Annotated in this window: 14 protein-coding genes; 9 read left to right on the top strand and 5 right to left on the bottom strand. The window is 37.8% G+C overall.

Features of this window, described 5'->3' with window-relative positions; translation table 11 throughout:
* Positions 1-5 precede the first annotated feature (5 nt).
* Complete coding sequence (gene tsaB, locus AAEY55_RS07740) at positions 6-710, top strand: tRNA (adenosine(37)-N6)-threonylcarbamoyltransferase complex dimerization subunit type 1 TsaB (protein ID WP_197183009.1); 705 nt, start codon at positions 6-8, stop codon at positions 708-710.
* A gap of 76 nt (positions 711-786) precedes the next feature.
* Positions 787-1,116, top strand: a complete 330-nt coding sequence (locus tag AAEY55_RS07735) for a hypothetical protein (RefSeq protein ID WP_086993466.1) — start codon at positions 787-789, stop codon at positions 1,114-1,116.
* 92 nt (positions 1,117-1,208) lie between these two features.
* Here AAEY55_RS07735 and AAEY55_RS07730 read toward each other — a convergent pair whose 3' ends face one another.
* On the bottom strand, positions 1,209-2,498 hold the full coding sequence (locus AAEY55_RS07730) for an alkaline phosphatase (RefSeq protein ID WP_179806857.1): 1,290 nt from the start codon (positions 2,496-2,498) through the stop codon (positions 1,209-1,211).
* Between the two features lie 328 nt (positions 2,499-2,826).
* Between AAEY55_RS07730 and AAEY55_RS07725 the strand changes: the two genes are divergently transcribed.
* The 4 genes from AAEY55_RS07725 to kch all read left to right on the top strand — a co-directional run bounded on the left by AAEY55_RS07725 (position 2,827) and on the right by kch (position 7,991).
* Entirely contained in the window at positions 2,827-3,678 is an 852-nt protein-coding gene (locus tag AAEY55_RS07725) for an alpha/beta hydrolase (protein WP_309217405.1), read from the top strand.
* Positions 3,679-3,792: 114 nt separating this feature from the next.
* A complete protein-coding gene (gene fadD, locus AAEY55_RS07720; protein WP_089369289.1) occupies positions 3,793-5,445 on the top strand; it encodes a long-chain-fatty-acid--CoA ligase FadD in 1,653 nt (550 codons plus the stop codon).
* Positions 5,446-5,496: 51 nt separating this feature from the next.
* Entirely contained in the window at positions 5,497-6,627 is a 1,131-nt protein-coding gene (rnd, locus tag AAEY55_RS07715) for a ribonuclease D (protein ID WP_011330127.1), read from the top strand.
* A gap of 188 nt (positions 6,628-6,815) precedes the next feature.
* Positions 6,816-7,991, top strand: a complete 1,176-nt coding sequence (gene kch, locus AAEY55_RS07710) for a voltage-gated potassium channel protein (RefSeq protein WP_011330128.1) — start codon at positions 6,816-6,818, stop codon at positions 7,989-7,991.
* A 213-nt stretch (positions 7,992-8,204) separates the two neighbouring features.
* On the opposite strand, the gene minE is transcribed toward kch, so the two are convergent.
* The 3 genes from minE to minC are packed head-to-tail and all read right to left on the bottom strand — an operon-like array spanning position 8,205 to position 9,992.
* Positions 8,205-8,471 (bottom strand): cell division topological specificity factor MinE, encoded by a 267-nt coding sequence (minE, locus tag AAEY55_RS07705; RefSeq protein ID WP_024604840.1) that lies wholly within the window; start codon positions 8,469-8,471, stop codon positions 8,205-8,207.
* A 1-nt stretch (position 8,472) separates the two neighbouring features.
* Positions 8,473-9,282, bottom strand: a complete 810-nt coding sequence (gene minD / locus AAEY55_RS07700; protein WP_011330130.1) for a septum site-determining protein MinD — start codon at positions 9,280-9,282, stop codon at positions 8,473-8,475.
* Between the two features lie 5 nt (positions 9,283-9,287).
* Positions 9,288-9,992, bottom strand: a complete 705-nt coding sequence (minC, locus tag AAEY55_RS07695; RefSeq protein ID WP_309217400.1) for a septum site-determining protein MinC — start codon at positions 9,990-9,992, stop codon at positions 9,288-9,290.
* A 155-nt stretch (positions 9,993-10,147) separates the two neighbouring features.
* Here minC and AAEY55_RS07690 point away from each other — a divergent pair, with 155 nt between their 5' ends.
* Together AAEY55_RS07690 and AAEY55_RS07685 are read left to right on the top strand one after the other, a co-directional pair.
* Positions 10,148-10,429, top strand: coding sequence for a YcgL domain-containing protein (locus tag AAEY55_RS07690; RefSeq protein ID WP_179806791.1), 282 nt, complete (start codon positions 10,148-10,150; stop codon positions 10,427-10,429).
* A complete protein-coding gene (locus tag AAEY55_RS07685) occupies positions 10,422-11,438 on the top strand; it encodes a lytic murein transglycosylase (protein WP_350550688.1) in 1,017 nt (338 codons plus the stop codon). Before AAEY55_RS07690 ends, AAEY55_RS07685 begins: the two co-directional genes overlap by 8 nt.
* 64 nt (positions 11,439-11,502) lie before the next feature.
* Here the strand turns inward: AAEY55_RS07685 and AAEY55_RS07680 are convergent, their stop codons facing one another.
* Positions 11,503-12,048, bottom strand: coding sequence for a GbsR/MarR family transcriptional regulator (locus tag AAEY55_RS07680; RefSeq protein ID WP_011330134.1), 546 nt, complete (start codon positions 12,046-12,048; stop codon positions 11,503-11,505).
* 225 nt (positions 12,049-12,273) lie between these two features.
* Here AAEY55_RS07680 and adhP point away from each other — a divergent pair, with 225 nt between their 5' ends.
* The gene (gene adhP, locus AAEY55_RS07675; protein ID WP_011330135.1) at positions 12,274-13,284 is read left to right on the top strand and encodes an alcohol dehydrogenase AdhP; all 1,011 of its coding nucleotides are present in this window, start codon (positions 12,274-12,276) and stop codon (positions 13,282-13,284) included.
* Positions 13,285-13,293 lie beyond the last annotated feature (9 nt).

Here is a 13,293-nt window from a genome sequence, read left to right as displayed (position 1 = left end):
ATAAAATGATCAAAAGTAATATTCTTGCCCTTGATGCGTCTACCGAAGCGCTATCAATTGTTTTACATTTTAAGGGGCAAACATTTCATCATTTTGAAGAATGCCCACAGCAGCATAGTCAAAAAATACTGCCATTAATAGATCAGCTATTAACCAGCGCAAACTGTAAATTAAAAGACTTAGACGTAATTGGCTTTGGTCAAGGTCCAGGTAGTTTTACGGGAGTACGTATTAGTGTAGCTATTGCACAAGGCCTTGCATATTCAACTAAATTACCACTTGTAGGGGTATCTACGTTAGCTATTATGGCGCAACAAGCGTTTGAGCAACACGGCCATGAAAGTGTTTATCCCAGTATTGACGCCCGCATGGGAGAGATTTACTTTGCACATTACCAAGCACAAAACGGCTTAATGCAATTAGTTAATCAAGAATGCGTAATTAAACCTGAGTTGTTAAATCAAGATTATATAGCCAATAGTGCACCACAATCGGTTGCTGTAGGTACAGGGTTTAAAACATACCCTGATGCGTTGAATGATTTTAATAACGTAGCTATAAATAGCGAGATCACACTGCCTGATGCACGCTACATGCTAGCATTTGTAGAAGCAGGCTTTTTAGCAGGTAACGTTGTAAAAGCAAGCGATGCACAGCCTAAATATGTACGTGATACTGTTACTTGGAAAAAGCTTCCAGGTCGAGAGTGAAAATTAAATAACGAGTATTTGCAAATTGGTTGTTTTTAAATCATAATTTTAAATAGATTAAGATTGGAGACGCGTAATGACGCTGCCTATTGGTTCAGGTTTTTTTACCGGAGATATTCCGGGTAGAGTTAGCTCTGCTAAAGTAGTTACTAATAAACCACAAGGTTTGTTAGAGCACACTGCTGCGCCAAAAACGAATACCGATTATGTTAAAAACAGTCGTGAAGGCGTAGAGTTAGCCAATCAATTTTTTAAAGCGAGCGCAGCAAATACACAATATAATCAAACTATTTACGACCAACCCTCAGCACAAGTAAGCAAGGCTATTTCCACTTATACCGAATTTGCAAATTTAGAACGACGTGCTGAAGTGCAAGATTTAATTGGTGTAGACATTTACGCTTAAATTACTCAAGCATAAAATTTAAAAATAAAAAGCCCGAACATATTAGATGCTCGGGCTTTTTGTTTGTTACATATTTATTGTATTTAATAACGTTATTTTTCTATAAATGCAATTAGCTTATCGGCAATGTCAGTATTGTTTTGTGAGCCCGTAAATTGCTCGCTACCTTTACCATAGGCAAATACTTGTACATCAACTGCTGTGTGGCCACCAGTTGTCCAGCCAGTAAAACTGGCATCGTTAATAATACTTTTAATGGCTAAATTTAAAGGCTTTTTACCCATTTTTTTAGCTTGCTCAAGTTTAATTTGGTGCTCAGCACTAAACTCAATATTAGTATTAGCCGACCAAACTGTTTTTAAATCACTGGCATCCATTAATAGCGAGGTTAATTTACCAGCCGAGGCTTTAACGCCTTTAACTATTTCGGTATCCCACTTGTATTGTCCGTGGGCACCAAGTGTTAAACCACCTGTTGAGTGATCTGCGGTAACAATTAAAATCGTGTCTTGGTTTTTATCAACGTATGCTTTTGCTTTTTCGACCGATTTAGCAAAGTCGTCCATTTCTGCCATAGCACAGGCTATATCGTTAGCATGGCCACACCAATCAATTTGGCTGCCTTCAATCATCACAAAAAAGCCTTTTTTGTTTTGGCCATCTAACAAATCAAGTGTTTTAGTGGTTAATCTTGCAAGGCGAGTAGGGTGTTCATCAATTGCGTATGGAAGGCCTTTTTCGGCGTATAAACCAATGGCAGGGAGCTGCGTAATTTGGCCTAGGTTATTAATGTCGTCGGAGTATTGATAACCAGCGGCTTTAAATTCTTCAATTAAGTTACGGTCTTCACGAATAAAATATTTAGTCCCTCCACCTAGCATTAAATCAACGGGTAGCTTGCCGGCAATTTTATTATCAATGTAATCGTTAGCAATTTCATCGTAGTTACCGCGAGATTCATTATGAGCCGCAAAGCTTGCCGGTGTGGCGTGGTTAATTTGTAAAGTAGCGACAAGTGCAGTGGTCATACCGCGCTCTTTTGCAATTTCTAACATCGTTTTAACGGGCTTTTTATTGGTATCTACGCCAATAGCACCGTTATAGCTTTTATGACCACTACTTAAAGCTGTAGCGCTTGCTGCGCTGTCGGTAACATAAGTATGATCGTCTGGGTAGGTGTGTGCCATACCGGTTAACATAGTATCGAATACAGTGCTTTCAATTGCCTTTGTGTTTGGATCGTCTTTAAAGTAACGATAAGCAGTTGTATAAGCTGGGCCCATACCATCACCAATCATATAAATAATGTTTTTTGGTGCCGAATCTGCATAAGCACCTGTTGCGCTGCATAAAAGCGCCAATAAACTGAGCTGTTTTTTCATGTTTGTACCTTTTAAATGTACTTAATTTAATAGCTTGGAGTTATTGTATACAATTAATATGATAAATAAATTAATATCGATGAACGACTAAAGCAAAGTGTTAAAGTTATATTGCGCTTAAGCTTTATTAAATCAGGATTATATAAACTAATTTACTTGCTTAGTTAGTTATAATTACTCCTTTGTTTTAAATTAGCTGGTAGCAAATACCTATCATTAAAGGTTACATTGTCTATAACTACTGAAAGATAGATTTAAAAACACCTTTTAAAACACGTTAGAGCTAACAGTTATAAATAATCATTAATAAAATTAATAGGGGTATGCTGTGGAACCATTTAATATTCAAATCAATAATTTAAATATTCATGGTTTAAAAGCGGGAAGTGGAGATGAAGTTGTAATTGCGCTGCATGGTTGGCTTGATAATAGTGCAAGTTATATCCCTATGTTAGCAAATGCCAAAGTACAGCAAACGTGGTATTGCCTTGATTTTGCCGGACACGGTTTGTCGTCGTGGCGTAGCGACGACGCACACTATTATTTTGTAGATTATATTGATGATATATATCAGTTTATAAATGCTTTAGGGGTAAAAAAAGTACACCTAGTAGGGCACTCTATGGGCGCTATGGTGGCGGGGTTGTTTGCAAGCTGTTTTAGTGATTATGTAACGTCTGTAACATTTATAGAAGGGATTGGGTACGTAACAACCCCAAGTGAAGAAGTAACGCAAAAACTTAAAAGTGCTATTTTAAACCGAGGCAGGCTAAAAAATAAAAAGCCAAGAGTGTATCAATCTAAAGAGCAAATACACCAAGCACGTGCGCAAACAACAGATTTAAGTAGCCAGCTTGTTGAGGTGTTAATGGCGCGCAATATTAAAACAATTAAAAATGGATTTGCATTAACAACCGACCCAAAGCTTAAAAATCATTCAGGTTTTAGGTTTGATGAGGCGCAATGTATTGGTGCAATAAAAAATTTAATTGCGCCATGTCAGTTAATACTAGGGGATACAGGCTACACTTTTGTAAAACAAAATTTAGAAAACTATGCTAAATATTACAATAGCTTAAACGTAATAACTGTAGAGGGCGGGCATCACTGTCATATGCAAAGTAGTGCGCACTGTTTTGAACAGATTCAAGCATTTATGGTGCAAAGTAGCGTGTGTTAATTGTATATTAGCGTTAAATGTGGGATTATTCTTCATTAGAGTATTTGCTCAATTGTCAAAGTGCCTTACTTAGATTAAGGTTAATAAAAATATAACTATAAACAGGGGCTAAGAGTGGAAAAAATTTGGCTTAAGCGCTACCCAGAAGGTATGCCTGAAACTATCGATCCTGAGCACTACGCCTCATTACTCGAAGTGTTTGAAAAAAGTTTTACCGACTACAAAGATTTACCCGCATTTACAAATATGGGTAAAACCTTGTCTTATGATGAAATTGATACTGCAACTAAAAAAGTTGCGTCTTATATTCAAAATGATTTAGGCCTTAAAAAATGTGACAAAGTGGCAGTTATGATGCCTAACTTGTTACAAACGCCCATTGCTATTTTAGGTATTTTACGTGCCGGCTGTGTTGTTGTTAATGTAAATCCACTCTACACAGTGCGTGAACTTGAGCACCAACTAAAAGATTCTGATACTTCAGCAATTTTTATATTGGCTAACTTTGCCGATACACTCGAAAAAGCGCTACCGCATACCGATGTTAAACATATTGTTGTTACCCAAGTGGGCGACATGATGGGTGGGATTAAAAAGCATGTTGTAAACTTTGTTGTTAAGTACATTAAAAAAATGGTGCCAAGCTATACTTTGCCAAATACCATTGATTTTTGCGACTTACTTAAAGCCGACGAAAATGCCTATGTACGTCCAGAGGTTAACTTAAGTGATTTAGCTTTTTTACAATATACCGGTGGAACAACGGGTGTATCTAAAGGCGCAATGTTAAGCCACGGTAATATGGTAGGTAATCTTGAGCAAGTTTCAGGATGTTTAGACCCAGTGCTTGAGCGCGGTAAAGAAGTGGTAATAACTGCGTTACCGCTTTACCATATTTTTGCATTAACGGCTAACTGCTTAACATTTATGAAGTACGGTGGCCTAAATGTACTTATAACTAACCCACGCGACATGCCTGGTTTTATTAAAGAATTAAGTAAAGCTAAATTTACTGCTATTACGGGTGTAAATACTTTATTTAATGGTTTGTTAAACACGCCAGGATTTGCCGAACTTGATTTTAGTCACTTAAAAATGTCATTAGGCGGCGGTATGGCTGTACAACGCCCAGTTGCTGAAAAATGGCAAACAGTTACAAAATCTAAATTAATGGAAGGGTATGGTTTAACCGAGTGTTCTCCTTTAGTTACCGTTAGTCCTTATGACTTAACGGCATATAATGGCTCAATTGGTTTACCGGCTCCAAGTACTGAAATCAAATTAATTCTTGATAATGGCCAAGAAGCAGCAAAAGGTGAACCAGGAGAGCTTTGGGTTAAAGGCCCGCAAGTTATGCTTGGTTACTACAAACGCCCAGATGCAACCGCTGAGAGCTTACAAGATGGCTGGTTTGCTACCGGTGACATAGCAACTTATGACGACGAAGGTTTCTTTTATATAGTCGATCGTAAAAAAGATATGATTATTGTCTCGGGCTTTAATGTATTCCCTAACGAAATTGAAGAAGTTGTTGCCATGCACGACGGAGTGCTTGAAGTAGCAGCTATTGGTATCCCTCACGATACGAGTGGTGAACAAGTTAAAGTTTTTGTTGTAAAAAAAGACCCTTCTTTAACTGAAAAAGATATAATAAAACACTGTCGTGATAATTTAACTAATTATAAGGTGCCTAAGCTTGTTGAGTTTAGGGATGAGTTACCTAAAACTAACGTAGGTAAAATACTCAGAAGAGCCTTGAAAGATTAGCAACCATTAAAAAAGCCGACATATGTCGGCTTTTTTATTGTAGGAGACTAAGTGCACTACCAATTAATTGAAACCCAAAATCAGCTTAATACTTTTGTTGAGCAAATTAAAAACAAGCCCGTTTTAGCCATAGACACAGAGTTTATGCGTCGTCGTACTTTGTACCCAGAAGTTGCACTTATTCAAGTTTATGATGGCGAGCATTTAGCACTTATAGATCCACTGGCAGAACTGTCATTATTCGATTTTTGGCAAATCTTAAAAGATCCTGCTGTTTTAAAAGTATTTCACTCTCCTTCAGAAGACATCGAAGTTTTTCAAAAGTACGCTGGGTTTGTTCCTACGCCGTTATTCGATACTCAATTTGCACTGCAAATTTTAGGCGAAGGAAACTGCATGGGCTTTGCCCTTATGGTAAAAACCTTACTGGATATTGAAATAGATAAAAGTGAATCACGTACAAATTGGTTGCAACGGCCATTAACAAATAAACAATTAGAGTACGCTGCTGCCGATGCCTATCATTTATTACCCTGTTTTAATCTTATTATTGACAGTGTAAAAGCCGCCGATTTATTTAATATTGTTATTAGCGAAAGTGAGTTAGTGGCTAATAAGCGTGAATTTCAAACCCCAGATGAACTGCTCTATAAAGACATTAAAAATGCGTGGCAACTAAGGCCACATGAACTTGCAATATTAAGAGAGCTGGCTGTTTGGCGTCGAAATAAAGCAATTCGTAAAAATTTAGCACTTAACTTTGTATTAAAAGAACATAATATGACAGAAATTGCTAAACGAGGGCCAGCAAGTTTAAATGCATTAAGGCAAATTCCGGGCGTTGAGGCGATAGAAGTGAACCGCTCGGGAGTCGAAATACTAAAGTGTATTGAGCAAGCAAAAGCATTGCCTGAGGAGCAACACCCAGCAATTTTAAAGCGTTTAATAGACTTTCCTAGTTACAAAAAAGTAGCGAAAGAGATAAAACAAAAAATTAATAAAGTTGCCAAAGAACATAATATTCCAGAGGATGTAATGGCTTCTAAAAAGCAGGTTAATCAACTAATTAGTTGGAATTGGAAATTATCTGCAGCACAAAAAGAGCAGCATATTAAACCAGATTTGCTTAGTTCTTGGCGCTATTCTTTTGTAAAAGATACGCTAAAAGAATGGGATGTTTGATCGTATTTAAGTATCTAAGGTTAGCTTACATAGATAACTTACTTAATAGTGTATTGAGCTAACAGGTATAAATACTAAACTATTATAAGTGCACCTATTATTGGGAGGCAGTTATAATAGCTTTATTAATTTATTTGCTATTCATTTAGTGGTATTTTTTATATACCACTGTTATTAAAGTGCTTTTTATGAAAGTTGAAACAATAAAACGTAAACTATTAGAACTATGTAAACCAGCTTGGATATTAGCTATTTTGGTTGCTTTTAATGGTTACTGGCTAATTAAACCTGTTGTTGCACGTATGCTCGAAATGCTACCGGGTGTATTAAACTGGTCGCTCGATTGGTTAAATTTAATTGATAAAATAGGAATAACAGAACTACCGCGCTTTATTTTAGGTGCAGGCTTAATAATAATGTCGGTTGGCTTAGCTTTAAAAGCACGTTTAGCGTGGGCTTTTTCACTGATACTATTAATAGTGGTCGCGGTTATTAGTATTTCATCGTCAAGCTCTGGGCTAATATTATTGTCTTACACTATGGTTGTGAGCATGTTATTACTCGTATACTGGAAAAGCTTTGATGGCTCTAGTATTACCGCAGGTAGTTTGTTTGCTCTAACGAGTACAGGCGCATTAATGCTTTATGCTGTGTTTGGCACTTTGTATTTAGGCAGCGAGTTTAGTACCCCTATTACCGATTTACCCACTGCATTTTACTTTTCTATTGTGAGCATGTCGACGGTAGGCTATGGCGATCTTTACCCTGTAACGTCTACAGCGCGACTATTTACCGCATCAATTATTGTTATGGGTATTACCGTTTTTGCTACTTCGATCAGTGCTATTATAGGCCCTGTGATTGGTGGTAATCTTAAAAAAATTGTTAAAGGTAGGATTTCGAACGTAATGAGAAAAAATCATTTTATTATTTTAGGTATTTCACCCACCGCACACAGTGTTTATGCGGGTTTGGTAGAGCGTGGCGATGCAGTTACTTTAGTGTGCCCAACAGGGTCTGAACACGAATATCCGGTAGATGCAGACATTGTTTATGGCGACTCAAGCTCAGCCGATATCTTAATCGAAGCGGGCGCTAAAAAGGCAAATTATATTTTAGCGTTACGCAATGATGATGCTGAAAATGCGTTTAGTATTTTAGCGGCTAAAGAAGTTGCTGGCGAGGACACCAAAACAATTGCTTTGGTTAATTCAAGTAAACATATTCCGCAAATTAAGCGCGTAAAACCTGACGTGGTATTTTCATTGCAACTACTCGGTAGTGAGCTGTTAGTGAGAACGCTAAAGGGTGAGACTATTGATAATAAATTGATCACTAAATTGTTCTTTGGTGATGCAGAATAAGCTCGGCTAATTACGGCAATGCTTAACTACTTATATAATAACCTTAAGTGTTAACTAAACTAGTCAACTTCAAGTTGAAATATAAGAGTTTAAATAACTCTCTTATTTTAATTTTAGGGTGAAGCTAAAAAGTAAAATTGTTAAACATAAAAAAGCCGTTCACTTTAATGAACGGCTTTTTTGCGAGCAGTAATTTAATGCTTAATTACTGCCTTATACTTTTGGCTCTTCGTCAGGCAAGGTTACGTTTAGCTCAAGCACGGCTAAGTCATCTTCGTTCTGATCAAATTGAACTTGGACTGCGTCACTGCTCACGTTAACGTATTTACGGATCACATCTAAAATATCTTGTTTTAATTGTGGCAAGTAATCCGGCGTTCCTCGTTGAGAACGTTCGTGCGCGACTATGATCTGCAATCGCTCTTTTGCTAATGACGCACTGTTTTTCTTTTCTGAGCGGAAGTAGTCAAGTAAAGACACGTTAACCTCCAAATATCCGTTTGAATAAACCTTTTTTTTCTACATCTAAGAAGCGAAAGTCGACAGTCTCACCTAGTAAGCGGCTAATCGCATCTGCATAAGCTTGGCCTGCATCAGATTCGCTGTCTAAAATAACAGGTTGGCCAGAGTTAGATGCGCTTAATACTGCTTGAGACTCAGGAATAACGCCTAATAAATCAATCGCTAAAATATCCTGAATATCTTCAACCGATAACATTTCACCTTTAGAAACACGATCTGGATTGTAGCGAGTAATTAATAGATGTTCTTTTATGTTTTCTAAGCCTTCTTCAGCGCGCTTAGACTTACTGTGTAAAATACCTAAAATACGGTCTGAATCTCGCACTGACGATACTTCAGGGTTTGTTGTTACAATTGCTTCATCGGCAAAGTACATAGCCATCATAGCGCCAGCTTCAATACCCGCTGGTGAATCACAAACAATGTAATCAAAGTCTTCTTTTAATTCGTTAAGCACGCGCTCAACACCTTCACGTGTTAGGGCGTCTTTATCACGAGTTTGTGATGCAGGGAGTAAAAATAGTTTATCAACGCGCTTATCTTTAATAAGTGCTTGATTTAAATTTGCTTCACCATTAATTACGTTTACAAAGTCGTACACTACACGACGTTCACAACCCATAATTAAATCTAAATTACGTAAGCCAATATCGAAATCGATAATAACTGTTTTGTAGCCTTTTAATGCTAAGCCTGTACCAATTGCGGCACTTGACGTTGTTTTACCAACGCCACCTTTACCCGAGGTAACGACAATAACTTTTGCCATGAGATTTATCCTTTAACCAAAGCTGAAATTTCTAATGATTCATTTTTTTGTTGTATCTGCACAGCGCTACCCCAGTGTTCACCTTGCAGTGAATCACTGATCCAGTAATTGCCATTAATAGAAACAAGTTCTGCTTCTAAGCGATTACAAAATATATGTGCGTTTTTAAACCCTTTTGCGCCAGCGATTGCTCTGCCACGCAGGGTTCCGTATATATGTACGTTGCCATCAGCAATAACTTCTGCGCCATGGCTTACAGCACCTAGTACCACTAAATCGCGATCTTTTGCATAAACTTGCTGACCAGAGCGTACCGTGCCATTAATTATTTGTGCAGGCAAGTGCACTGTTTTTTCAACAATAGATGTATTGGGTTCTTTTTTAACAGATTCACTCTTAACGTCTTGTGAATAATTTAATACCGATAGGCCAGCAGCTTTGGCTTGCGTATGTTGCTCGTCTGAGCCATTACATACACCAACGGCATTAAAGCTCATGCGCTCAAGTAATGACTTTAAATGGACAAAATCGAGAGAGTTATTTTTTATCTCAATTAAGTTAACAACAATAGGCGCACCTTTAAAAAACTTGGGTGCTTGGGCTATTTTTATATACAGTTGCTCTGCTAAAAGATTTATATCAGTACTATAAAGATGTAAAACTGATAACGTAAAAAGATTCCCTTTTAGCTCAAAAATTTGTTCTGACATACACGCTCAATTGAATTATCTGATCAGAGATTAAATTTAGATAAACGCAGGCTGAATAAGGCCTTTATTGAAATTTTCAATCTAATTTTTCTAACTTATTATTGCTCTCATGTTATAGTGTGAATCATTGTTAAGCAAGAATTTATAGGGCCATAATGCTCACTGCGGTATATAAAAGTAAGAAAAAAGCGGATAGCTTCTTATTTGTTGAAAAAAGAGATGATTTTACTAAAGTTCCGGAACCTTTAATGGCTATGTTTGGTCAACCTAAATATGTGATGCTGATAAACCTAGCAAAACGTGAGGTGTTAGGTACAGCTGATTTAGAAACCGTAAAAGCAGCATTGACAGAAAAAGGGTATTATTTACAAATACCGCCTCCGCAAGAGAATCTGTTAAGCCAATTGCGAAAAGAAAACGGAGCCGAGAATGATTAAAAAATTAGCCATAATTTTATGTGGAGTATGTTTAAGCACATCTGTAATGGCAAAAACCCAAGCTGAATTTCAAACATATTTAGACGCTTTAAAGCAAGAAGCAATTGCAAATGGTTACGACAGCCAGCTTATTGATCAAGCATTTGCTGGTGCAAGCTATAAAGAAAAAATAGTATCTGCAGATAAAAATCAGCCAGAAGTTAAAGAAACGCTCGAAACCTATTTACCTAAACGCGTACCGCAATGGAAAATTGATCGCGCCCGTAAATTATACGCCGAAAACCAAGACGTGCTAGAAAAAGTAGCTAAAGACTTTGGCGTGCAAGCGCGCTTTATTGTGGCAATTTGGGGCCTTGAAAGTAACTTTGGTGCTATACAAGGTGGCCATAATGTAATTTCATCGCTCGTTACGCTCGCATTCGATGGTCGTCGCGAAACCATGTATAAAAAACAGCTTTGGGCTGCGCTTGATATTTTAAAGTCAGGGCACATTACCCTTGATAAGTTTAAAGGCTCTTGGGCAGGTGCTATGGGGCAAACGCAATTTATGCCTACCTCATTTAACGCTTACGCGGTTGACTATAATAACGATGGTCGCAAAGATATTTGGACTACCAAAGAAGATGCATTCGCCTCTATTGCTAATTACTTAAAGCAAGAAGGCTGGAACGACTCGCTTACATGGGGTCGTCAGGTTAAGTTACCAGAAAACTTTGATAGTAAATACGTGCTAGTGCGCGGTACTAAAACGCGTAAACAATGGTTAGAATTTTGGAATGACTCAGAGCGCTCATTAGCTGAATGGCAAGCACTAGGTGTACGCCGTGCAGATGGTAGTGATCTGCCAAATGTAGATGTACGAGCAGCGTTGGTAATGCCAGATGATATAAATGGTCGTATGTACTTAGCCTACGATAACTATAAAGTATTTATGCACTGGAATCGCTCGTATTACTTTGCTACCAGTGTAGGTTATTTGTCAGACAGAATTGGCTATCCAAAAAGATAATACAGATTAAATAAGTATCTAAAAAAAAGCCGCAATTGCGGCTTTTTTGAATTTTGGGTTTTACTTACTCTTTTTTAAATATTTTATCTTTTAAATCAATTACCTTACCGATGCCAGATCCTAACTTCATTAGCTTATTAAGCTGCTCAGGGGTTAAACGCTGTAATTCAGATGACCATTTAGTCACTGTTTCAAGCAGGTTATGAATTTCGCCCATTTGTTTTTGTGCGTAAAGTTCATCTTCGTTGCTTGCAGTATCTAATAGATTATCGCGCAGTAAGCTTAGAGTAGGCTCTACTTCGCGTTTTTTACGTTCTTCGAACACCCGGTTAGCCATATCCCAAATATCACCCGCAGGGGCATAATATTCTTTTCTGTCGCCAGGAATATGTTGTACTTTAATGAGCTGCCACGATTGCAGCTCTTTAATGCCCATACTAACATTGCCGCGTGAAATACTGAGGGATTCTGCAATTTGGTTCGCGGTCATCGGATTTTTAGTAATAATCAATAAGCCACACATTTGTCCAATAGTACGATTGAATCCCCAGCGGCTACCCATTTCACCACAGTGCATTACAAAGGAAAAATTTTTGTCGGATAAACTCATAGCTTCTTAATTTTTAGTAATTTCAGAAACTAATGCTAGCACGCTTATTGAGTATGGCAAGATTTTACAGCGAGTTAAGTAATTACTGTCAGACTAAAGTTTAATTTAGATTAATAATCACTCAGCTATATTGGTTTAAGTTGTAACGGGTATAAAGCAATGAAGTTTATTTTTAATACACATTAATACTTATTTTATAGGTATTACTTAAACGATGGAATGATTATGAAAGCTGCAATTAATAATGAATTTAAAGGTAAATTACAAATAATAGACATGCCTATCCCAGAGGTTGGCATAAATGATGTATTGGTAAAAATAGCGGCCTGTGGGGTGTGTCATACAGATTTACATGCATGTCATGGCGATTGGCCTGTTGCGCCTAAAATGCCTTTAGTGCCAGGTCACGAAGGCGTAGGTGTAATTGAAAAGGTCGGTAGCAATATTAAACACCTAGAAGTAGGCGATCGCGTAGGTGTGCCTTGGCTTTACAGTGCCTGTGGGCATTGTGAGTTTTGCTTAGATGGCAGAGAAACCCTGTGTTTGTCACAGCATAATACCGGCTACTCTATAGATGGTAGTTACGCCGAATATTGTTTAGCACACGGTGACTACGTGGTAAAAATACCCGAAGGGCTTGGCTTTTCAGAAGCCGCGCCATTATTTTGCGCTGGAGTAACCACGTATAAAGCACTTAAAGTATCGGGAGCTAAACCCGGGCAATGGGTGGCTATTGTGGGAGTAGGCGGTCTTGGGCACTTAGCTGTACAGTATGCTAAAGCAATGGGGTTTAATGTTATAGCGGTTGATACCGGCAAAGAAAAACTCGCGCTGGCCAAAGAGCTTGGCGCAGATATTACCCTCGACTTTAAAGAAGTGGTTCCAAGCGAAGCCATTTTTGAACAAGTAGGCGGCGCGCATGCAGTTGTATGTACTGCAGTTTCAAAGCCTGGTTTTGAGCAAGCTTATAAAAGTGTACGTCGTGGTGGTAAGTGTGTGTTAGTTGGTTTACCGCCAGAGGATATGCCATTACCTATTTTTGACACAGTATTAAATGGTGTGTCAGTTGTGGGCTCTATTGTAGGTACTCGAAAAGATTTACAAGAGTGCTTAGAATTTGCAGCACAAGGTAAAGTAAAAGCAATTATTGAAGAAAAACGCTTAGAGGATATTAACGAAATTTTTGATGATATGCTCAAAGGCGAAATTAACGGCCGTATAGTTGTTACTATTTAACGGTTAAAA

It is taken from the genome of Pseudoalteromonas sp. 120-MNA-CIBAN-0494 (assembly GCF_040308885.1).
GTDB classification, from domain to species: domain Bacteria; phylum Pseudomonadota; class Gammaproteobacteria; order Enterobacterales; family Alteromonadaceae; genus Pseudoalteromonas; species Pseudoalteromonas nigrifaciens.
The sequence above is the reverse complement of the archived record's forward strand: the minus strand, read 5'-3'. Positions and strand labels throughout refer to the sequence as shown.